The following is a 21,496-nucleotide window of genomic DNA, read 5'->3' on the forward strand; positions in this document are numbered from 1 at the left end:
TGAGCTACAACTTTTTGGGGGTACCATAACATGCGGAACGTTCCCTTGGCTCTCCCCCTTTGGCGAAGTCATCAGCTTGATGACAATAATTCATTATGAGATGCCATTACGAAGAAAAATAGTAAATAATAATATTATCTTGGATAATAAAGAGGGGTTTTTAGGGGCCAAGCCCCTAAAATTAATTTAAATTTCTAATAAGCTCCTTATAGACTTCTAATCCCATTATTAAGCTTTGTTCGTCAAAATCAAAGGACTTGTTGTGGTGGCCTGCTGCAAGATTTGATCCAAAGATAAAGTGGATGGCAGAACCTCCATTGGCATTTACCTTATTTATATAATAGCAAACATCTTCACTTGCCTTAAAATCTGGACTTTTTATTGTATCAAAGCCTTTGGATTTTAATAAGGATTCGATTTTTTCATAAAATTCATAAGCAGGCTTATCTATAGATGGGGCTTGGCCTGCAATTTTTATCTCATAGGCTAGGTCGTATTGGATGGCTGAACCCTTTATTACTTGAATGGCCCTTTTTACAAGGAAATCATTAATTTCGCCGCTTGCTCCCCTAGTTTCAAGTTCAAGGACGGCCTTATCAGATATAGAATTTCTTGCCCTTCCTCCCCTTATTACTCCAACATTTATCCTTGCCATTCCCTTAGAATTTTGGGCAAGACTTTCTAGGTTTAAAAGGGCAGAAGCTGCGGATAGATTGGCATTTTTCCCCTCTTCTGGTAGGGCTGCTGCATGGGAAGAGTGGCCGGTAAATTCCACATCAAGTTTGCTAGATGCTAGAAAGCCTGTAGTTCCAACTCCAAGCTTGCCTGAAGGAAGACCCATTCCCAAATGGCCTGCAAAAAAGTAATCTACCTGGTCAAGCTCTTTTGCTTGGCTAAGAGATTTGGCCCCTCTTAGGCCCTCTTCTCCTGGTTGAAAAATCAAAATATACTTACCCCTTAAATTTTTCTTATTTTCCATAAGCCATTTGCCAAGAAATATTCCCATAGCTAGGTGGCCATCGTGGCCACAGGCATGCATAGCTTTGGGGTTTTCAGATGCAAAGCCCTCCCTATAAGGCTTGTGAAATTTATCATTGCTTTCACTTATTGGCATGGCATCGATATCAAAACGAAAGGCAAAGGTCTTTCCTGGTTTTTGGCTAACTATTGTGGCAATAAGGCCTGTATAGCCCATCAAAATTTCAGAGATGTCAAAATCTGCCCTGATATCAAGCTTATCCAAATAGGCTTTAATCTTGTCAGGTCCTGGCCTACCAAAAATCAAATCTTCCTTGTGGATTTGCTTGCCATATTTAATATCACTAATGCCTAGTTTTTTCAAATCCTTGATGATATTGATTGTAGTTTTAAATTCCATCCATCCTGGTTCTGGAATTTTGTGGTAGAATCTCCTAGTTAATATTATGTCTTTTTCCATATCAAGCCTCTTTCCTATAGGCTAAAAAGTACAAAAATCCAACAAGGATGACCCCACCTATAATATTGCCAAGTGTAACTGGCAAGAGATTTTTAACAACCATGTTATACAAATTAAGACTAGCTAGAGCCTGTCGACCAAGGCCAGATTTTGCCGCAAGACTTCCTATATTTTTAGCCATAATTCCTGCTGGTATATAATACATATTGGCAATGCTATGTTCAAAACCTGAAAGAACAAATATTAGCACTGGGAAAAATCCAGCTATGGCCTTTGACCCATAAGATTTGGCTCCAAGTCCCATCCAAACACCCAAGCATACCAAAAAATTGGCCAAAATCCCCAGGATAAGGGCCTGACTAAAGGATAAGTCTATTTTTGCCTGGGCTATTAAAATTGTCCTTGCTCCAACAAGGCCATCTCCCAGTAGCCATTGACCAGATTGGGCGAGCAGAATCACTATAAAAAGGGCTCCTACAAAATTTCCCAAATAAACTAAAAGCCATGATTTTAGCATGGTCTTAAGGGTGGTTTTTTTGTCCAAGAGAGCAAAGACCATCAGGCAATTGCCAGTAAAAAGCTCACCGCCTGCGACCATGACAAAGATTAGACCTGGTGTAAAGACAAGGCCTTGGATAAATTTACCCATAGGCAAGGTCTCAGAACTTGCAAGCAAGTGGGCTGAGGCAAGGCTAGAAGCCACTGCCGCTAGGCTTATAAAAACGCCTGCAAAAAAGGATAAAATCATTGTTTTCTTGATCGGCATTTGAGATTTTTTCCAATAAGTATCAATCGCCCTTGGTAAAATTTTATCAGGGCTTAGATCATTTTCCATAAATACTCCTTATTTTTTATCTTATTAATTATTAATCTTACCTTTTCTAGGCAAAGAAAAAAGACAAGCCTAAGCCTATCTTTTAAAAAATAAAATAATTTTACCTTAGTCCCAAATTACAAAGGAATTTTCTCCTAACTTTTTATCCTCATACTTATTAGCTGCTAGAATATTTGAATCGCCTAGGTCAAAATCTAGATCATCGCCTAAATTTATAGCAAGGCTTAGCTTATTTTCACTATCAAATCTTTCTACTAATAAAATATCATCCTTGCTTGAAATTTTAATCTTACCATCTCTTATGGCCCTGTGGCCCTTTATATTTAGGATTTCCTTGATTTTTTCCAGATAGGATATGTTTTTTTCTAGACTAATCCAAGGGAAAGATCTCCTGCAATCTGGGTCTCCCTTGCCTTCTAGGCCAATTTCTGTTCCATAATAGACTAAGTTAGCTCCCATATACACAACGCTTAAAGCTATCGCTGCCAAATGTTTATCCCTAGACCCATTTATTTCTGTAATAAATCTAGGTGTATCATGGGTATCAAGTAGATTTAGCATCATCATGTTTGCCTGATTTCTATTTCTCATCTGAACCATATTAAAACAATCACTTGCTTTCTTTGCATCAATCTTTTTAGTAAAATAATCAAGGCTTATTTTACTAAAGGCATAATTCATTATAGAATCAAATTCATCACCTCTTAGGAAAGTCTCAGCGTTGTGCCAATTTTCACCAATTATTACAGCGTCAGCCTTGGCACTTTTGATTTCCTTACGAAATCTCTTCCAAAAATCATGACTAACCTCATCTGACACATCAAGTCTCCACCCATCTATGTGAAACTCCTCAATCCAATACTTGCCTACCTTTATTAAATAATCTTGAACCTCCTTATTTGAAGTCCTAAGCTTGGGCATATTATAAACATGGGCAAAGGTCTGGTAATTTATCTTTTCTATATCAGCCGCATCTCCATCAATATAAAACCAATCGTAATATTTAGATTTTTCTCCCTTTTCCCTCACATCTATAAAGATAGGATTTAGGTGGGACATGTGGTTAAAAACTGCATCTAGGACAATTCTTATACCCAGGTCGTGGGCCTTATTAACAAGCTTTTTAAAGTCTTTTTTATCACCAAAATGCGGATCAATTTCAAAATAATCAATTATATCGTACTTGTGGTTGGTCGGTGACTTAAAAATCGGAGTCAGATAAAGGCAGTTGATACCCAATTCTTTAATATAGCCTAGTTTTTCAGTAATTCCCCTAAGGTCGCCACCTGCAAAAGACTTTGGAGATGGCAAGTCTAGCCATTTTTGATTGATATAGGTATCATCTTTGTCAAAATTCCCCCTATTAAATCTCTCGACAAAAATCTGATAAAATACAGCATCCCTCATCCATTCGACTGGCTTAAAAATATCTGCCTCGTTGATATATGGCATATGAAATGATGTGAAGTAAAAATTATCAAGATCATAAGTCTCTTCGAGTCCATATTCACTTAGGTAATAAGTCTTATTAGCTTCTTCTATTTTGAAAATATAGGCAAATCTCTTATCTTTTATTTTTATATTTATCTCATAGTAAGCAAAAAGCTCATCGACAAAGGTCTTCTCCATATTAGCTTCCTGCCAGCTGTGCGGGTAGTCAAATTTGTATGTGTAAAGCAGGCTTACATCGACTTCATCTTCCCTACCAGCCCTCAACCTTATATTTAGTTCGTCTTCACCTATGGCATAGGCCATAAAGCTTTCACTTAAATGTAAAATTGCACTTTTATTCATAAATCCTCTCTTTCATTTATATAATTATATGCTAGGATGAGATTTTTTCATTATAAAGGAAAAACCCCTCCATCCGCCTTGCGGATTTTGGGGTTAAGGTCATTTTGATAGGGCTATAAATATTTTTCCTTATATTTTTCGACAATATTTTCTACACTAAAGCCTAGTTTTTCTGCAACTAAGTTACCAGGGCCTGAGATTCCAAAGTCATCTATGGCAATATTTAGTCCCTTATCTCCGGTCCATTCTGCCCAACCAAAAGATGAAGCCATTTCAATAGATACCCTATTTTTCACTTCTTTTGGAAGGAGGGCTTCTTTGTAAGCAGCATCTTGTTTTCTAAAGAGGGTCATTGATGGCATTGATATTACTCTGATGGCTTGGCCTTCTTTTTCGAGGGCTTCTGCTGCCTTGATGGCTAGGGCTACTTCTGAACCTGTTCCTATAAAGATTCCGTCTGGATTTTCCTTGCTTGCTTCTTTTATGATGTAGGCACCCTTATCGATTGATTCTAGTCTTTCTGTTGCCTTTAGATTTTCTAGATTTTGTCTTGATAGTGCTATGACTGTTGGGCTTTCCTTACTTTCTAGGGCTATTTTCCAAGCTAGCCTTACCTCGTTGGCATCTGCTGGTCTTAGGTCGATTACATTTGGTATTGACCTTAGCATGGCCAGTTGTTCTATTGGTTCATGGGTTGGTCCATCTTCGCCTACTGCTACTGAGTCGTGGGTAAAGACGTAGGTTAGAGGTAGTTTGGATAGGGCTGATAGCCTTAGGGCTGCCTTTACATAGTCTACAAATACGAAGAAGGTTGATACATGGTGGAAGCTTCCCCCATGGGCCATGATTCCGTTGCCTATAGCTGCCATGGCAAATTCTCTTACTCCATACCAGACATTTCTTCCTGCTGGGTCGTCTTTAAAGGATGGTGATCCGACTATATCTGTCTTATTTGATGAGAAGAGGTCTGCTGATCCTCCCCAGATATTTTGGTTATTTTTGGCTAGGTCTTGGAGGATTTCTCCACCCGATGCTCTTGATGCTAGGGCCTTATCTTCTGACCTATATTTTCTTATCTTGTCAAAGAAATTATCGTCTAATTTTCTTTCTATACCATTTATTAGAGATTGATAAGCTTCTGGATAGGCTTTTTTATAGGCTTCCATTAAATCATCCCAGGCCTTGTTAGCTTCTAGGCCTCTCTGGCCTAGGCCTTCTTTGAAGGTCTCATAAATTTCTTCTGGGATTTCAAAGTCCTTGTTTTCCCATTTATAAAATTCTTTGGCCTTGGCAAAGTCGTCGCCACCTAGGGGTGCCCCGTGGACCTTGTTTGTGCCTTGCTTTGATGAACCATAGCCTATGATTGTTTTTATTTCTATTAGGCTTGGTTTTTCATCTTGGCTGTTGGCTTTTTCTATGGCCTTGCCTATTGCTTCTAAATCTTCGCCATCTTCTACTTTTATATAGTTCCAGCCTTGGGCCTTGACTCTTGCTTCTACATTTTCTGAGAAGGATGTATTTAGTTTTCCATCTAGGCAGATGTCATTTGAGTCATAGAGTACTACTAATTTTGACAATTTTAAGTGACCTGCCAGGCTCATCGCCTCGTAGGATACGCCTTCCATTAGGTCTCCGTCCCCACATAAGCAGTAGGTTTTGTGGTCTATTACTGGATAATCTTCTTTGTTGAAGACAGCTGCCATGTGTTTTTCTGCTAGGGCCATGCCTACAGCATTTGCTATTCCTTGACCAAGTGGGCCTGTTGTTACTTCTACTCCTTCTGTGTCTAGTCTTTCTGGATGGCCTGGGGCCTTTGATCCTATTTGCCTAAAGTTTTTAAGATCTTCCATTGGAAGCTTGTAGCCTGCTAGGTGGATCATTGAGTAAAGTAGGGCTGAGCCGTGGCCTGCTGATAGGACAAACCTATCTCTATTGAAGTATGATGGATTTTTTGGATTTACATTCAGATATTTATTCCATAAAGAATAAATCATTGGGGCTGCTCCCATGCAGATGCCTGGGTGGCCGCTGTTTGCCTTTTCTATCTGGGCTAGGGATAGGCTTCTTATGGCTGCTATTGCTTTTATATCTTTGTTTGCTGTCATATTTTACCTATTTTCCTCTATTTTCAAATGCTTCCCAGTCTTTTTTGAAGCTTGCTATGCCTGCATCTGTGAGTGGGTGAGACCATAGTTTTTCAAAGATTGAGCCTGGGATTGTTGCTATGTGAGCACCTGCTAGGGCTGAGCCTTCTAGATGTTTGTTGGTTCTTATTGATGCTGCTATTATTTCACTTTCTAGGCCATAGATGTCTAGGACTTCTCTAAGTTCTCTTATTAGTCTTATTCCATCTTCTCCCATATCATCGATTCTTCCTACAAATGGTGAGATGTAGGTGGCTCCTGCCTTGGCTGCCATGAGGCCTTGGCTTACTGAAAATATTAGGGTGCAGTTGGTTTTGATTCCTTCTTTTGATAGGGTATTTACTGCCTTTAGGCCATCTTCTGTCATTGGGATTTTTACTACTATATTGTCTGCCCAAGTGGCTATATATCTTGCTTCTTTGACCATATTTTCATAATCATAGCTTGTTACTTCAGCTGAGATTGGTCCGTCTACGAAGGAAGCTATTTCTGTTACTACTTCTTTGAAGTCTCTGCCTTCTTTGTTGATTAGGGATGGATTGGTTGTTACCCCATCACAAAGGCCTAGGTCGTTTATTCTTTTTATTTGATCTACATTTGCTGTATCTAAGAAAAATTTCATTTTTACTCCTTTGTTATTAACAAATTATTAAAATTAATATATTAATTCAAAGCTATCCCCTACATTAAAATCAGGGTATACTGCTGGTGACATCATAATAGAACCTGGTAATAGTTCTGCTTGATCATTTAGGTATACAGCTACATGGCCTAATTTATGGAAATTATCGTTGGCCATCGAACCAACCTTCTTTACAACATATTCTTTGCCATGGATAATAAACTTACTTCCTTCCCTGAAGTATAGACCATCTTCTTTTTTATCAAAATCAATGATTATACTAAAATCAACTAATTCTGGTGGTGCACCTGTTCCAAATAAGATAAAAATATTCTCAGCTTTAAAATCATGCACAAACTCTCCAATTTGAACAATATTTATTTTCATAATTCCTCCTTTTATTTCATAATACAATTGTACTGCAAACGTTTTGTTTTTTCAAATGTAAACTAATTTACTTTTGTAAACTTTTCTTTATTTTTATTTTGTGCTATAATAATCTTGGAGAGATAGATATTATTATGACAAAAAGATTAGAATTATTAATTGAGGTTGCCTCATTATTTTACGAACAAAATTGTACTCAAACTTATATAGCAAAAAAACTAAATATTTCCAGACCCACAGTTGCCGCCTTGCTCCAAGAAGCTAAGGATAAGGGAATTGTTAAAATTTCTATAATGAAAATTAATAAAGATACTATTAACATTTCAAATGCGATAAAGAAAAAATACAATATCCCTCATGTTTTAGTATCAAAAGAAGATTCTACTTACAGCAAAAAAGAAGTAGGTATTTTGTGCGCCAATTATATCGAAAGCAAAAAAGATTTTAATATAAAAATAGGTGTTGGTTTCGGGTCTACTGTTTATGAGTATGTTAAAAGCGCTAACTATATAAAAACTAATTTCAAGGGCATAACTCCATTAATGGGAGGAGTAGAATTAAATGACGAAGCTTTGCACTCTAACCACTTATGTTTTACCTTGTCTAGGAAATATTCTTGTGGAATGAGTTTTATTTATTCCCCTGTTAAGGCTGAAAGTTTAGAACAAAAAGAAATGTTAATAAATTCACATATGGTGAAGACTGCCATTGATGAGGCTAAAAAAGTTGACTTAGCTATTGTTGGTGTTGGAAATCCACTTAACAAATCTACCTACCAAAAATTGAAATACCTGTCCGACGAAGATATAAAAATACTCAAAAAAAATCATGCAGTTGGTGATATTGTAACATCTTTATTCAATAAGGATGCCGAGGAAATTATTACCCCAGCCTCTGAAAAATTTATAGGGATAAGTATATATGATCTCAAAAATATCCCTGAAGTAGTTGTGCTTGCAACTGGTCATCAAAAATCTGAAGCTATAAAGGCCTTAATAAATAAAAATATTATTACCACCCTAATCATTGACTATGAATTAGCAAACATTTTAATTTCCTAGTAAACATTTTATAAATTGCTATTAAGGTGATTCATGACTGATTTTTCCTGAGTGGTTTTTCTCACTGAAAATTATTTTTTTAGTATAAAAAAACCTCCTGATTTTGTCTTATAGATAAAATCAGGAGGTTTTTTATACTCGATTACAATGGATCAAGTCTTATTATAAATTTTCTAAATTAATATAGGATTAATCTAAGATTACTACCTTGCATTTCCTATCCCTAGCTCTTGTTGTATCAAAGTCTACGAAATAAATATAGCCTGTTACCCCAACAGATAGCTTATAGTCCTCTATGGCAAAGGTTTCGCTTGACCCTAATATTGTTGACTTTAAATGAGCATCTCCGTTCCATAAAGCTGTCCTATCGCCATTTGGTAGATAATCGGCAGCATTAGGCCAAGATTCGACAGCCTTATAATGTTCTTCGCCAGGATAAATATAGGTGTCTTTGCTGGTATGATCTGGAATTATTTTTCTTAGTGCATTGTTTAAGTCTTCTTGTAAGGATTCAACTCCATTTTCATCAATATCATGAGCAAATTCTTCAAAAAATACGGAACAAGTGGTGTGTGGGCTTATTACTGCGCATAATCCGTCCTTAACTCCGCTTTCTTTTATCGCTTCCTTTACCTCTTCAGTTATATTGATATAACTAGCACTCTTACCATTAGATTTTAATTTTATTGTCTTTATAAAAGCCATCAGTTACTCCTACTTTCATATGCTCTAACAAGGGCATCAACCATGTCTATTAACATTTGTTTTGGATTTTCAGCCTTGACTATTCCGCTTGTGCATCCTGTTCCATCAGCTCCTAAGGATATAGTCCTGTAAACATCATCAGGTGTGCTTATTCCAGCCGCTTGCATTATCAAAATGCTGTCATCTATTTCCCTTATAGCTCTATTTGTTTCTTCTATATAGCTATCGTCACTTACCTTTCCGGTGCCGATTAATTCTGTTGGCTCGCAGAGAATTACATCTGGTTTTAAAACAGCAATAGATCTAGCCTCTGCTAGACTATCAGCACATACGACTGTTTCAATATCGTACTCCTTGCACTTGTCTATAACTTTTGTCAATTTAGCTAAGGTCAACTGATGTTCAGCATGGTTTAGGAAAGCGGCCTTCACACCAATATCACTGACTGATTTTACAGAAATATGACCCATTCCCCTACCTGGTTCTATTTCGTCTAAGTGTTGGGCAGATATATGAGCATTTTTGCATAGTTTTACCATATTGGCCAAATCAATAAAGGGACCAGTGACTAAGATAGAAGCCTTGTCCTTATATTTAGTAGCAAGTTCTTCAGCAACTTCTGTCAATTCATATAATTCTTTTCCATTCAAATATGATTTCGGGTTGAATATAAAGAACGGTTTTCTTATAATTTTTTCCTTCATTTTTTCTCCTTATAATACTATGGATTTAGTATTAAAAACTTTATAGTAATGAAGGAGGACTTCCTTCATAGCCTTGTCTGCAGCATTTTTCATTTCAATATAATTTTCAAAATTTTTGTTATTTATTGCTTTGTAGGCTGCTGTAATAAAGTCGGTATATATATTAATTTTTGATATACCACTGACTGCACATTTGTGTAAGTTTTCATCTCCAGATGAAGATCCACCATGCAAGACTAATGGAATATCCACTATTTTATCGATAGCAACCAAGCGTTCAAAGTTAATTTTAGGAGTTCCTTTATATAAACCATGAGCTGTTCCGATAGATATGGCTAGAGAATCAACGTCTGTTCTTTCAACAAACTCAATTACATCATCTACTTCTGTATAAATAGAATCAGTAACCTCATATGATTCTGAAGTATCGTTTGCTCCTACATGGCCTAACTCTGCTTCAACAGTTACATTTTTTCCCCTAGCATAATCAACAATTTCCCTTGTTATTTCAATGTTTTTTTCAAACTTTTCACTTGAAGCATCTATCATTACTGAGCTAAAACCTAAATCTATAGCTTTAAAGATAGTTTCTTTATCTTCCCCATGATCTAGATGTAAAACCACAGGTGTTGATGAACTTTCCGCTAAATATTTTCCAATACTTGCCGCTTCTTCTAGGCTCAATATATCCTTATGAGATTGTGCATAAGCTAAAATTAATGGCAATGATTGTTCTTCAGCAGTCTTAACATATACTCTAGCAGAATTTAAATCTATAAAATTAGTTGCTGGTACAGCAAATTTTTGTTCCTTCGCTTTTAGCAGTATTTCTTTTGAGTTAAAAATCATAATCTTTCCTTTATTTTTTAAAAGGCCATAGACTTTTAAAATAGAAAAGCTATGACCTTTTATAATATTGAACTTTATTTAGATATAAAACCTTATTATCCAATAAATTCGTCTTGCAATTTTCTTAATTTGTATACAGTTGTGCTTGTATCAACTTCTGTATTATCATAAGTTAAATAAGAATCTGCTGGTATATCTTCCTTGGCTATAGTGTTGCCTGCTATTAGACCGATAGGAATGTGTTTACCTTCTAAACATGCTTCATGTGTTTCTAGAAGACCCCTAACACAATAACCACCAATACCATCTATTCTCTCACCTTTTTTGATTGCTTTCTTAGTAAAGGCAACGGTATCTGAAACTGGAGCTCCTAGAGGAACAATTGAGTGGTCCTTATTCATAGCTGCCTTAGCAACTGTAATAGGTGTTTCAAGTGATGCTAAGTGGAATGGTCTGTATAGGATATGTCTATCTCTATCACCTTTTTTCATCAAATAGTTAAGCTCTTCCTTAACACCATCATTTTGGCCCTTAACTATTACAAATACACCAGGTGCTAGACCATCAACATATTCAACACATTCATAATTATTAAGAACTCCGCCCTCTTCTTTTGTCTTTAATTGCTCAACTGTGCTGTCTAGGTCTCCTGCAATACCATGCATACCTGCAACATCTGGCTTAAATCCAATCGCATTTGATAATAAGTTCATCTCAGCCATTGTTTTTGTTCCATCTTGAAAAGCAGCGAGCATATGAGGGTTCATATTTTTACCTTCAGCTTCTTCTCTTGCTGTATCTGGATTAGCGTGAACCTTTAGTTTATTATTCTTTCCTTTTCCAGCTACAAGAACTTCCATTCCCATTGATTTAGCAAACTCGTATAGTTTAACAGTCTCAGCTGGTTCGTCACCTTCTGATCCAGTATATACTAGTCCTGCAGATTTAAATAGTTTATGCATTATTGATCCAATTGTTATATCTATTTCTACATTTAATAAAACAATATTTTTGTGAGCTAGAAGGCATTCCAAACATACCTTTGCTCCTACTTCAGGGACTCCCGTTGCTTCAACAACGATTTCAACATCATCACAATTAACTACATCTTTGAAATCTTGACTTGTTAGGATGTCTACTTTCTTAGCAGCTGCCTTATTGAAGGCCTCTTTTGCCTTATTTGCAGCATCGATATTCAAATCACTGATAGCTGTAACTATCATTCCAGGAATTGTCGAAATTTGTGCAACCATTCCTCTTCCCATTTGACCAGCCCCGATAACTCCTACTTTTATAGGATTTCCTTCAGCTTCCCTTTGTCTTAATTGATCATAAACTGTCATAATTTCCTCCTATTTGTTTATCAACTTTCTAATTAGATTATAACCCATATTTTTACAATTGTCAAATGTTTTTGCTAATGTAAAATTATTTCAGATTTTAAAAGCCCTTTCTCCTAACTTACAAGGAAATCGGGCTTATAGATACAGAGATTTAGTATAATGATAAATTCACTTATTCTTTTCTCTTCTGATTTGATCTATGGCGTTATTGATAGATTTGCTATATTGCCTATATGATTTCTTACCTTCAATCATATTTATGTCTGCTCCAAGAAGATCTTTCATTGTTCTAAACTTTGCAAAAACGCTTATTCCAGATAAGATTTCTGCTTCCTTTATACGAGAATCTATTCCGACTACGATTACAACTATATTTCTCCCATGAAACCTACCCTTATCCATCCCTATTCCCATATAACCATTCTTATGGAGATGGTATATCTCTCTTACTTTATCATTATAATATTTTACTTGTCTCCATCTTAATAATACTTGTAAAATAAATATTATTATTAAAATAAATATTATTTTATTCATTAATTTCTTTCAATATATCCTTTACTAAAATATCTGGTGAATTTTTGAAATTATCTAAAGTCGATCCTGCTATATGACTAGTGATAGTAATATTATCTAAGGACATATAAGGATGGTCTTTAGGTAGGGGTTCTACATCATATACATCCACTGCCGCAGAAGAAATCTTCTTATTTTTCAAAGCATCTACAAGGGCTTTTTCATTAATAAGACCACTTCTTGCTGTATTTATTACAATAGCTGACTTTTTCATTTTATCAAAGTCTTCATAGTCCAATAAGTTTTTTGTCTCTGCAGTAAGCCTAGCATGCATTGATATAATATCAGCCCTTCTTAATAGCTCATCCTTGCTGACTTGCTCATATCCTTCAATATTGTCTAAATATTTATCATATACTATTATTTTTGATCCAAAGGACTTTAACAAATTTGCTACCTGTCTACCTATTGAGCCAAATCCAATTAATCCTATTACTGATGATCTTATAGATAATGGTAATACACCGTTTGGGTATTCTTTTCTCCAAAATCCATTTTTTAAACTATAGTTAGAACGAGATATATTTCTTGATTCTGCAATCATCATTCCTACAGTGTATTCTGATACTGAAATATTGCTACGTCCCATTGTGTTAAACACTCGTATGCCTTTTGATTCTGCATACTCTTTACAAATATTTTCTGTACCAGCTCTAAGAACTCCGAGTATTTTCAAATTCTTAGCTTTATCGATTATTTCTTTGCCTATAGGTGCAAACTGAGTTATTATAATTTCATAGTCTTCAAGATTTTCTTTTAGATTTGCTGGTAAATCTACCGCTTCACTCCCCTTATGCTCAAGGATTATATTATCATCTTGTAAGTCTTCTAAACTATCGTGGTACCATTTTTTGATATCAAGCTCATATCCACAATCTTCAAGAGGTTTGAAGCCCTCTTTCATCATCTCTGCTGTGATAAATAAATCAGCATATATCAAACACTTTTTCATAATTATTCCTCATTTAACAATACTGATACTCTAAAACTACCCTTAGTCGAAGCTTTTTCAAAAGCTTTGCCTATATCTTCAAACTTATACCTTGCTTCAACTAACTTGCTAACATCTATTTTTCCGCTAGAAAGCGTAGTGGCAGCCCTATTGAAGTCATAAAGCTTTGAACCATAAGCCCCAACAAGACTTATCCTCCTGTAATGTATATCATTCGAACTTATATTTAATTCAGGTGCCGGATATCCTGCTGCATAAAATAGGATTTGTGCATCATACTGTTTTGTATTTTCTAAGGCTTGCTTATTTGCACTAGAGCTTCCAGCAGCGACAATGGCGATATCAGCGAGTTTTCCACTATTTATTTTTAATATTTGTTCTGTCAGATCAATTTTTTTAGGATTTAAGGTTCCTAATCCCATTTCCCTGGCTATTTTGTTTTTCTCATCATTAGTACCAGACAAGATAACTTTACAGCCAAGGCTTTTTACATACAAGGCATTTAATATGCCCATAGTCCCACTACCTATAACAAGAACAGTATCTTCCGGCCTTATATCCAACTTATCGATACCAGCAATTATAGAAGACAAGGGTTCTACAAAAGCAGCTTCAGAAAAATCTAAATTTTCAGATACTTTTACAAAGGATTTGGCTTTTCTCTTAAAGTATGTAGAAAATCCAAATATCCCATAGAACTTCTCAGAATAATTTTTACCAAACTGTTTAATATTTTCGCAATTAGTTATATAACCCTGCTTACAAGAATCACATACGCCGCAGTAGTCATAGACTACTGCGACATGGTCTCCTACATTGAAAGAGTCCCCAACCATACTTCCCTTATCAACAACCACACCTGTACATTCATGACCTCCTGCCATAGGATAGCCTTGATGTTCTCTTTTTCCTTGCCATTGTTGATAATCAGTAGTGCAAATATTGCAGGCCATTTGCTTTACAAGAAGTTCATCATCTTCCAAATGCGCTAAACTTCCTTCAAACTGATCTAAAACACCCTTCTTTGTGAGAGCATAAAATTTATAATCCAAAATTTCTCCTTTACAAACCAAAAGATAATAAGAAGCCTACTAAAACCCCTATTGGAGAGGTGATTAACCTTGAAAATAAAACCGCTGGTGTACCTATAGTTACAGTTTTAGGGTCTGCATCACCTAGGGTTAGACCAACTGGTATAAAGTCACAACCTACCTGACCATTAATAGCAAAGAGTGCTGGTAAGGCAAATGATGGAGGGATTGCTCCACTACCAATTTGTTGGCCTATAAGAGTACCGACTATAGCTGCCATAACTGCACCTGGTGCAATAAGTGGTGATAGGAAAGGTAGACCAACTATTAGACCTATTACTAGCAAACCTACTATGTTTGTAGATAATGGAACCAAGGCCTTAGCGATAGTATCACCAACTCCTGTATAGTTAATTATTCCTATTATAGTAGCTATAAAAGCCATAAAAGGCAAAATATTTTTTATTACGTTATCAATAGTCTCCCTGCCTGATTGGTAGAAAAGAGTTGTAAAGTTTCCAGCAGCCCTACCAACTTTATCTATGATGCCCCTTATACCACCAACTTTTTCAGGCTTATTTTCTACTCTAGGAGCCTCATGACTTTCGGCTTTTGTTTCTTTCGCAGGTTCTTTTTCTTCTGCAACCACTTCTTCAACATCTGCTAGGACATCGTCAACTATTGAAATATCAGTTGGTTTAACACCTGAAACGAAAATATCCTCAGTTATAAACTTGGCTAACGGACCTGCTGGGCCTTGCATTTTAATGTCAACAGTTGGTATACCCAATCTTGGATATGTACCAACTCTCGAGTTACCTCCACAGTCAATAACAGCTACAAAAGTTTCACTCTTATCAACCGGATTTTTAAACTGATCTACTGCAATAGCACCAGATAAATCAGCAATTTTTTGAGCTACAGGGTCGATTCCACCACCTGTTACGGAAATAACATATTTTTTCTCTTCAGTAGGTTTTAATACTAATGGGCCGCCAAAGCCTCCCCTACCCTTTACAATTTTTATAGTTTTGAAATTAGTCATTTTCCCCTCCATTATCGATAGCATCTAAATCAACACCTTGTCTATTAGCTAAGTAAATTGTCAATTTTTCTGTTACAATACCCCTAATTAGGATAACAATTAAACCGGCTATGAAATATCTAATAGCTAGTCCACCTTGAGACATGCCCAATTTCCTAAAACCTTCGGCTATACCTAAATAAACGAAAAGCTCACCACCATTAGCGTGTGGAAATAGACCAGTGATTGGGTGTACAAAAGAAACCATTGAGTCATATACAGCTGGTTTATATTTTTCTCTAGCAAATCTAATAAATGAATAGCACATTGGGTTTGCAAGAACAAATACTGCAACTAATGGAAATATTGAGTATCTTAAAATAATATTATCAGTTATCTTCTTCATAAATGAATTAACTTTGTCTTCACCAACCATTTTTATAATGGCTGATACAAATGTCATCAAACATACTATAAGAGGTATTATTCCTGTAACAAAACCCATAAAGGTTTCTCCGCCAGCTTGAAATATACCTATAAAATGCTCGGCAAATCTTGATAAAATATCCATATCTTCTCCTTAACAATACTTTCTACATAATTAAGCTCACTTCAACATATTGAATTTCGATTCCTAGTAAATACAATCGTTTTCTATCCTTCTAAAACCTATAACTTTTTTCCTCACCTCCTACACACATAATCTAGGTCTTGTACTAAGTATAGCATGATACTTTTCAATTGTCAACTGTTTTACATTTGTTAAATTTTTGTTAAAATCAGTCTATTTCTACTTTAATATTATATTGTAAATAAATCAGTAATGCTCCAGGAAAAGAATTTACGAATACTTGGCATTTTTCAATATCTATTCTTATTAATTATTATACCTTGTGGATTAGGTGATAAAATTTAACCAAGTAAAGATTAATTAAATTTACAAAACAAAATAAGATGCAGGATATATGACCTGAACCCGTAAACACGGAATAATTTAATTATATCTTAAGCGAAATGTAATCTGTACATAACAGGGGACATTCCGTTTAAATTTGTTTTAATCCTATCTTCATTGTACAATTTAATATATTTTTCAATCTCATTTATCAAATTGTCATAACTTTTAAAATCCTCACCATAAAACATTTCTTGTTTTAGTATTCCAAAGAAGTTCTCCATAGGAGAATTATCTAAGCAATTCCCCTTTCTTGACATACTTTGCTTAATATTCATTTTTTCTAGTTTTTTAGTCCAAGAACTATGTTGATAATGGAATCCTTGGTCTGAGTGTATCATTAGGTTAGTTTTATTTTTTGTCTTCTGTAAAGCCTTATTTAGCATTATATTTGTTAATTCTAGTGTTGAGTGATAACTTAAGGTATAGCTTATTATTTCACTGTTGTATAGGTCTAATATTGGTTATAGATAGAGTTTTTCTTCCTTACACTTTATTCTGAACTCTATTACATCTATTAGCCATAATTCATTTGGTTTACTTGCCTTAAATTGTCTGTTTACAACATTATCTGCTACTTTATCTATTTGTCCCTTGTATGATGAGTATTTTCTTGATCTTGTTTTAAATTTAGTACATAGCAAGGACTCTTCTCTTAACAACCTTAAAAATCTGGCATCTGACATTACAATTATAGGTATTTCGGGTGTTACACCTGACGGAAAACTTACAACTTCTCTTATGGATGAGGTTGAGATTAATCAGTACATGATTAATGAATCTACTAGCAAAAACATCCTTGTATGTGACTCTTCAAAGTTTTACAAGGCAGCCAACTTTAAAATAGGAGATATAGATAAGATTGATATAGTAATTACTGATGATAATATTGAAAGAAAAACTATTGAAATGCTTGAAAAACACGCCGTTCAATTAATAATTGTTTAAGAATTTTTAAAAAAGCTATTGCAGGATTTAAAATTCCCGCAATAGCTTTTTCTTATTTATTATATTTTTCCCTATCAAGCTTGCCTTCACTTGCTGCAACAATTACTGCTGAGGAGGCTGCTGCTGTTACATTTGTAGCAGTTCTACCCATGTCTGCTAAAGATGAGATTGGGGAAAGAATTACTACCATTTCTATTGGTAGGCCCATAGCTGCAAAGACTGCTGTTGTGGAGATTGTGGCTGTGCCTGGAACTCCTACTGTGCCTAGGGATACAAGAAGGGCTACTATTACAAGGCTTGCGTAATTTGATATTCCCCAATTAAGGCCTAGGACATTGGCTGTAAGAACTGCTGTCATTACTGGCCAAAAGCCTGCACATCCTGGCATGCCCATGGTTGCTCCAATTGGGGCTACAAAGGATGCTATTTCTTCTGCCACACCTTGTTCTTCTTCAAGGTTTGCGACATTGGCAGGAATTGTTCCTACTGATGACTGGGTGGTGAAGGCTATGGTTTGGACTGGGAAGTGCTTTTTGAAAAAGTGGACTGGGTTTACCTTGGCAAAGATGCTTAAAAGGGCTCCAGTTGTCACAAAGGAGTGGATCGCACTTGCCAGATAAGTTAGAAGCAGGATAAAGACCAAAGGCTTAATAGCTGTGTAGTCTATCCTTGCCACAGCCCTTGCTATTAGGGAAAGGACTGCATATGGGGTAAAGTCTGTGACAAAACCGATTAGCCTATTGATTACCTCAGAAAATGAATCGATAAAGGCTACAAATGGCTTAGTTTCTTCTTCCTTACCATGTTCTATTAATTGTAAAACTGCAAGTCCGATTAAAACAGCAAAGACAATTATTGGTATAACCCTACCATTTCCTGCATCATCTATAACGTTTTTTGGGAAAAATCCTACCACTGCTTCTGCAAAGCTTGGTACTTCCTTGGCTTCTGCCGCTTCTGGTAAAGGAATATTTGCCCCACTGCCAATGGAGAAGGCAAGGGCTAAAACAAGACCAATTAGAGAGCCTAGGACATTGTGAAGACTTAAAATTCCAACTGTCTTTAGACCTAAACTCTTGAGTTTAGCCAAATTTTCGCTTGATACCACCACCTTTATAACAGATGTCAAAAGTAGGGGAATTACAAGGGCAAAGAGGAGGTTGGCATAGATTTCTCCAAAGATTCCCACAAGTTCTGTTTCTCCCTTAAAGATAAATCCTACTCCTAGACCTAGGATTGAACCTAAAATTACCCTCGTGGAAAATTTTGATCCACGTTTTTTAAGTAGACTTAGGCCAAAAAACAAAGCCAAGACTACTGCTACTGCTAAATATTTCATATATCACCTTTCTATAAATTCACCTCTCAATGGAGGATTATTGCAACAAACCATCATAAATTGAGTAAAAAAAATCCCGTCCCCAAATAAAGGACGAGTGCAATCGTGTTTCCACCTTTCTTCCTTTTCTATAAATAGAAAAGCTCATGGGAGTCAAATAACTCCGCTCGCTATAACAGGCGAACCTGTGATAAGCTACTATTTTCGCCTACCCGACTCAAAGATGCATAAATATATTGCTCATATAGTTATCTCAGCTACCTAACTTTCTCTGTAATACTCGCTTATATATTCTCTTCTTTTTCATGTCAATTTATTATATTTAGATTATACAAGACCTAGTAAATTAATCAAGATTAACTTTTACTTAAAAATTAAAAAATCTATATAAATATATTTATATACAAACATATTATAAATACCAAGATAAGAATGCGAATAAAAGATGAATATAAACACTTTAGGAAAAGAAAAAACCGAAAGTGCAAAGTCCTTTATCCTGATATTGCCAAACCTAGAAATCTACTAAATTTAAAAAAGAAAATTAATATATATACAAAAATCTTTGACCCGAATGAATAATGAGAGTAGAGTTTTAAATATTTATAAAATATACATAGATAAAAGGAAGGTTAGTATGAAAAACAAAAAACTTTATTCATCCCTATTGGCTTTGGCTTTAGTCCTAAGTCTTTCGGCTTGTGGATCCAATTCAAATTCTACAAACGATGCGGGAAATGGGGCAAGTGGACAAGAGGAAAACAAGAATGCCCAACCTTTAGAGGATGGTCAAAAAGAAAATCTTGATGATTTTGAAAAGCAGACAGCTGATGATACCATAGTTTTGGGTGTTAGCACTATTAATGGAGACTTCATCCAAGGCTACAATAATGACGCTAATGATGTAAATGTTAGAAAGTTTATGGGTATTGAAGGAAATAATGGCTATAATTGTTATGTTATAGATGAATATGGTCAGTTCCAAACAAATACCGCAGCCCTAGAAAAAGAACCTGAGCTCATCAAGAATAAAGATGGGTCTATGACCACCAAATACACAATCAAAAAAGATTTGAAATGGTCAGATGGCGAGCCTATCACAGCTGATGATTATCTTTTTGGAATCCTACTAGAATCTGATAAGGACTTTAACACTCTTACAGGCTCTTTAAATGTTGGTGGTGATTCTCTTAAGGGATTCGAGGCTTTCAAAAAGGGTGATACAGACTCATTTGAAGGTCTAGAAAAGATTGATGATTATACTTTCTCTATCACAGTTGATGCTTCACAATTACCATATTTTGAAGCCCAAGCCTTATCTAATGCAGGCCCAACACCTCTTCACTATATTGGTCAAAACTTGGCTGTATCAAAAGATGGCAAGAAACTTGTTGTTAAAGAAGGTTACCAAGTGACTGACAAGGACAAAGAAAATTACAAAAAATCTATAGATAATCAAATTGCCCTCCTAAAAGAAAACTTTGACAAAGATAATGAAGGAGAGGATAAGGAAAGCGAAGATTACAAAAAAGCTAAAGAAGAATTAGATCAAAAAGAAAAAGACCTCGAAGCTCGTAAAAGCGGAGATGTTGACCCAACAAGACTTCTAATTGAAGAAGCCATGATAAAAGAAACAAGCGATTACAGGTTTAATCCTGCAGTAACTTGCGGTCCTTACAAGTTCAATAAATTTGAAAATAACATGGTTAAACTTGACCTTAATGAGAATTACCAAGGCAATTTCAAAGGCCAAAAAGCTAGCATACCTCACATCATAGTTCAATTGGTAAATAGAAATATAGGCCCAGACCTACTAGAAAATGGCGACATCGACATTTGGGAAGCTGAAACTGATGGTGGGAAAATTGCCCAACTCAAAAAAGCACAAGAGGCTGGAAAAATAGGCTTATCTTCTTATGAAAGAAATGGTTATGGAAATATAATCTTTTTAACAGACAGAGGAGCAACTAAATACAAGGAAGTAAGACAAGCTATAGCAAGCTTAATGGACAGGAACGAATTTGTTCAAGCCTTCCTAGGTGGTTATGGTGTAGTAACAAATGGTATGTATGGCCAAAGCCAATGGATGTATAAGGAAAGAGGAGCAGATTTACAAGAAAAACTTACAAACTGGATTTTAAATATTGATAAGGCAAATGAATTATTAGACAAAACTCCTTACAAGTTCGAAAAAGACGGCAAGAGTCCATGGGATAAGGCAAAAGCACTAGATGAATTTAACAAAAACCAAGACGGCTTCGACTATTATAGGTATGACGAGAATGGAAACAAGCTCGTTGTTAACCAATATGGAGCAGAACAATCACCAATTACAACCCTAATATCAAACCAACTTCCTCCAAATGCTAAGCAAGCTGGTATGGAATATAATGTGACAGCAGGCTCATTCTCAACCCTAATGGATTATTTGAGTTTCCCAAAAGAAGATGCACAATATACAGCTTTTTCAATGGCTTCAGACTTTGCTACACCATTTGACCCATGGTTCTACTACTCATCAGAAGGACCATTTAACAGAAGCAAGGTTAACGATCCAAAGGCTGATGAAGTAACTGCAAGTTTAAGAAAAACAGATCCATCTGACAAAGAAGGCTACCTAGATAAATGGGAAGAATTCCAAAAATGGTATAACGACTACCTACCAGAAATCCCACTATATTCAAATGTATTCCACACAGGATATTCAAACAGGATTAAAGGCTTTGATGTCATCACACCAGTATGGCAAGCATGTGACCAAATCAACGCAATGACAATCGAAAAATAAA

Annotated in this window: 22 protein-coding genes; 4 read left to right on the plus strand and 18 right to left on the minus strand. The window is 35.6% G+C overall.

Features of this window, described 5'->3' with window-relative positions:
• Positions 1-190, plus strand: a 190-nt coding sequence (locus tag ACCQ42_RS03435; protein WP_410035384.1) for a hypothetical protein, incomplete at its 5' end; no start/stop codon positions are given.
• On the opposite strand, the gene ACCQ42_RS03440 is transcribed toward ACCQ42_RS03435, so the two are convergent.
• The 6 genes from ACCQ42_RS03440 to ACCQ42_RS03465 form a co-directional block, all read right to left on the minus strand.
• A complete protein-coding gene (locus ACCQ42_RS03440; protein ID WP_410035385.1) occupies positions 182-1,438 on the minus strand; it encodes an amidohydrolase in 1,257 nt (418 codons plus the stop codon). The two genes, ACCQ42_RS03435 and ACCQ42_RS03440, sit on opposite strands and share 9 nt — an antisense overlap.
• 1 nt (position 1,439) lies before the next feature.
• Positions 1,440-2,273, minus strand: coding sequence for a formate/nitrite transporter family protein (locus ACCQ42_RS03445; RefSeq protein ID WP_410035386.1), 834 nt, complete (start codon positions 2,271-2,273; stop codon positions 1,440-1,442).
• Positions 2,274-2,378: 105 nt separating this feature from the next.
• Complete coding sequence (locus tag ACCQ42_RS03450) at positions 2,379-4,067, minus strand: glycoside hydrolase family 13 protein (protein WP_410035387.1); 1,689 nt, start codon at positions 4,065-4,067, stop codon at positions 2,379-2,381.
• A 113-nt stretch (positions 4,068-4,180) separates the two neighbouring features.
• A complete protein-coding gene (tkt, locus tag ACCQ42_RS03455; protein WP_410035388.1) occupies positions 4,181-6,172 on the minus strand; it encodes a transketolase in 1,992 nt (663 codons plus the stop codon).
• Between the two features lie 7 nt (positions 6,173-6,179).
• Positions 6,180-6,833: a fructose-6-phosphate aldolase gene (gene fsa / locus ACCQ42_RS03460; RefSeq protein WP_410035389.1), complete on the minus strand. Its 654-nt coding sequence runs from the start codon at positions 6,831-6,833 to the stop codon at positions 6,180-6,182.
• Between the two features lie 33 nt (positions 6,834-6,866).
• The gene (locus ACCQ42_RS03465) at positions 6,867-7,220 is read right to left on the minus strand and encodes a PTS glucitol/sorbitol transporter subunit IIA (protein ID WP_410035390.1); all 354 of its coding nucleotides are present in this window, start codon (positions 7,218-7,220) and stop codon (positions 6,867-6,869) included.
• 134 nt (positions 7,221-7,354) lie between these two features.
• On the opposite strand from ACCQ42_RS03465, the gene ACCQ42_RS03470 reads away from it, so the two are divergent.
• Positions 7,355-8,281 (plus strand): sugar-binding transcriptional regulator, encoded by a 927-nt coding sequence (locus tag ACCQ42_RS03470; protein ID WP_410035391.1) that lies wholly within the window; start codon positions 7,355-7,357, stop codon positions 8,279-8,281.
• Positions 8,282-8,470: 189 nt separating this feature from the next.
• Here ACCQ42_RS03470 and ACCQ42_RS03475 read toward each other — a convergent pair whose 3' ends face one another.
• The 11 genes from ACCQ42_RS03475 to ACCQ42_RS03525 form a co-directional block, all read right to left on the minus strand.
• Positions 8,471-8,986: a YjbQ family protein gene (locus ACCQ42_RS03475; RefSeq protein WP_410035392.1), complete on the minus strand. Its 516-nt coding sequence runs from the start codon at positions 8,984-8,986 to the stop codon at positions 8,471-8,473.
• Positions 8,986-9,690, minus strand: a complete 705-nt coding sequence (locus ACCQ42_RS03480; RefSeq protein WP_410035393.1) for a triose-phosphate isomerase — start codon at positions 9,688-9,690, stop codon at positions 8,986-8,988. The genes ACCQ42_RS03475 and ACCQ42_RS03480 overlap by 1 nt, the downstream gene beginning before the upstream one ends.
• Before the next feature lie 9 nt (positions 9,691-9,699).
• Positions 9,700-10,539, minus strand: a complete 840-nt coding sequence (locus ACCQ42_RS03485) for a class II fructose-bisphosphate aldolase (RefSeq protein WP_410035394.1) — start codon at positions 10,537-10,539, stop codon at positions 9,700-9,702.
• Positions 10,540-10,634: 95 nt separating this feature from the next.
• Entirely contained in the window at positions 10,635-11,882 is a 1,248-nt protein-coding gene (locus tag ACCQ42_RS03490; protein ID WP_410035395.1) for an NAD(P)H-dependent oxidoreductase, read from the minus strand.
• Positions 11,883-12,050: 168 nt separating this feature from the next.
• Positions 12,051-12,419 (minus strand): transcriptional regulator GutM, encoded by a 369-nt coding sequence (locus ACCQ42_RS03495; protein ID WP_410035396.1) that lies wholly within the window; start codon positions 12,417-12,419, stop codon positions 12,051-12,053.
• Positions 12,412-13,410, minus strand: a complete 999-nt coding sequence (locus tag ACCQ42_RS03500) for a 2-hydroxyacid dehydrogenase (protein ID WP_410035397.1) — start codon at positions 13,408-13,410, stop codon at positions 12,412-12,414. Before ACCQ42_RS03500 ends, ACCQ42_RS03495 begins: the two co-directional genes overlap by 8 nt.
• Before the next feature lie 2 nt (positions 13,411-13,412).
• The gene (locus tag ACCQ42_RS03505; RefSeq protein ID WP_410035398.1) at positions 13,413-14,462 is read right to left on the minus strand and encodes a zinc-dependent alcohol dehydrogenase; all 1,050 of its coding nucleotides are present in this window, start codon (positions 14,460-14,462) and stop codon (positions 13,413-13,415) included.
• A 10-nt stretch (positions 14,463-14,472) separates the two neighbouring features.
• Positions 14,473-15,486, minus strand: a complete 1,014-nt coding sequence (gene srlE, locus ACCQ42_RS03510) for a PTS glucitol/sorbitol transporter subunit IIB (RefSeq protein WP_410035399.1) — start codon at positions 15,484-15,486, stop codon at positions 14,473-14,475.
• Positions 15,479-16,036 (minus strand): PTS glucitol/sorbitol transporter subunit IIC, encoded by a 558-nt coding sequence (srlA, locus tag ACCQ42_RS03515; protein WP_410035400.1) that lies wholly within the window; start codon positions 16,034-16,036, stop codon positions 15,479-15,481. Before srlA ends, srlE begins: the two co-directional genes overlap by 8 nt.
• 434 nt (positions 16,037-16,470) lie before the next feature.
• Complete coding sequence (locus ACCQ42_RS03520) at positions 16,471-16,881, minus strand: transposase (protein ID WP_410035437.1); 411 nt, start codon at positions 16,879-16,881, stop codon at positions 16,471-16,473.
• A gap of 3 nt (positions 16,882-16,884) precedes the next feature.
• On the minus strand, positions 16,885-17,106 hold the full coding sequence (locus ACCQ42_RS03525; RefSeq protein ID WP_410035439.1) for a hypothetical protein: 222 nt from the start codon (positions 17,104-17,106) through the stop codon (positions 16,885-16,887).
• Between ACCQ42_RS03525 and ACCQ42_RS03530 the strand changes: the two genes are divergently transcribed.
• A complete protein-coding gene (locus tag ACCQ42_RS03530; protein ID WP_410035401.1) occupies positions 17,015-17,368 on the plus strand; it encodes a DeoR/GlpR family DNA-binding transcription regulator in 354 nt (117 codons plus the stop codon). The genes ACCQ42_RS03525 and ACCQ42_RS03530 overlap by 92 nt on opposite strands.
• Before the next feature lie 52 nt (positions 17,369-17,420).
• Here the strand turns inward: ACCQ42_RS03530 and ACCQ42_RS03535 are convergent, their stop codons facing one another.
• Entirely contained in the window at positions 17,421-18,707 is a 1,287-nt protein-coding gene (locus tag ACCQ42_RS03535; RefSeq protein ID WP_410035402.1) for a dicarboxylate/amino acid:cation symporter, read from the minus strand.
• 637 nt (positions 18,708-19,344) lie between these two features.
• Between ACCQ42_RS03535 and ACCQ42_RS03540 the strand changes: the two genes are divergently transcribed.
• On the plus strand, positions 19,345-21,495 hold the full coding sequence (locus tag ACCQ42_RS03540) for an ABC transporter substrate-binding protein (RefSeq protein WP_410035403.1): 2,151 nt from the start codon (positions 19,345-19,347) through the stop codon (positions 21,493-21,495).
• Position 21,496 lies beyond the last annotated feature (1 nt).

The organism is Anaerococcus kampingae, from assembly GCF_046365475.1.
Classification (GTDB): Bacteria; Bacillota; Clostridia; order Tissierellales; family Peptoniphilaceae; genus Anaerococcus; species Anaerococcus kampingae.

What these genes read in the sequence shown, in the direction of transcription:
- ACCQ42_RS03440 (WP_410035385.1), bottom strand. Translation starts at nt 1,438, where the DNA reads ATGGAAAAAGACATAATATTAACTAGGAGATTCTACCACAAAATTCCA.
- ACCQ42_RS03445 (WP_410035386.1), bottom strand. Translation starts at nt 2,273, where the DNA reads ATGGAAAATGATCTAAGCCCTGATAAAATTTTACCAAGGGCGATTGAT.
- ACCQ42_RS03450 (WP_410035387.1), bottom strand. Translation starts at nt 4,067, where the DNA reads ATGAATAAAAGTGCAATTTTACATTTAAGTGAAAGCTTTATGGCCTAT.
- tkt (WP_410035388.1), bottom strand. Translation starts at nt 6,172, where the DNA reads ATGACAGCAAACAAAGATATAAAAGCAATAGCAGCCATAAGAAGCCTA.
- fsa (WP_410035389.1), bottom strand. Translation starts at nt 6,833, where the DNA reads ATGAAATTTTTCTTAGATACAGCAAATGTAGATCAAATAAAAAGAATA.
- ACCQ42_RS03465 (WP_410035390.1), bottom strand. Translation starts at nt 7,220, where the DNA reads ATGAAAATAAATATTGTTCAAATTGGAGAGTTTGTGCATGATTTTAAA.
- ACCQ42_RS03470 (WP_410035391.1), top strand. Translation starts at nt 7,355, where the DNA reads ATGACAAAAAGATTAGAATTATTAATTGAGGTTGCCTCATTATTTTAC.
- ACCQ42_RS03475 (WP_410035392.1), bottom strand. Translation starts at nt 8,986, where the DNA reads ATGGCTTTTATAAAGACAATAAAATTAAAATCTAATGGTAAGAGTGCT.
- ACCQ42_RS03480 (WP_410035393.1), bottom strand. Translation starts at nt 9,690, where the DNA reads ATGAAGGAAAAAATTATAAGAAAACCGTTCTTTATATTCAACCCGAAA.
- ACCQ42_RS03485 (WP_410035394.1), bottom strand. Translation starts at nt 10,539, where the DNA reads ATGATTTTTAACTCAAAAGAAATACTGCTAAAAGCGAAGGAACAAAAA.
- ACCQ42_RS03490 (WP_410035395.1), bottom strand. Translation starts at nt 11,882, where the DNA reads ATGACAGTTTATGATCAATTAAGACAAAGGGAAGCTGAAGGAAATCCT.
- ACCQ42_RS03495 (WP_410035396.1), bottom strand. Translation starts at nt 12,419, where the DNA reads ATGAATAAAATAATATTTATTTTAATAATAATATTTATTTTACAAGTA.
- ACCQ42_RS03500 (WP_410035397.1), bottom strand. Translation starts at nt 13,410, where the DNA reads ATGAAAAAGTGTTTGATATATGCTGATTTATTTATCACAGCAGAGATG.
- srlE (WP_410035399.1), bottom strand. Translation starts at nt 15,486, where the DNA reads ATGACTAATTTCAAAACTATAAAAATTGTAAAGGGTAGGGGAGGCTTT.
- srlA (WP_410035400.1), bottom strand. Translation starts at nt 16,036, where the DNA reads ATGGATATTTTATCAAGATTTGCCGAGCATTTTATAGGTATATTTCAA.
- ACCQ42_RS03525 (WP_410035439.1), bottom strand. Translation starts at nt 17,106, where the DNA reads ATGTCAGATGCCAGATTTTTAAGGTTGTTAAGAGAAGAGTCCTTGCTA.
- ACCQ42_RS03535 (WP_410035402.1), bottom strand. Translation starts at nt 18,707, where the DNA reads ATGAAATATTTAGCAGTAGCAGTAGTCTTGGCTTTGTTTTTTGGCCTA.
- ACCQ42_RS03540 (WP_410035403.1), top strand. Translation starts at nt 19,345, where the DNA reads ATGAAAAACAAAAAACTTTATTCATCCCTATTGGCTTTGGCTTTAGTC.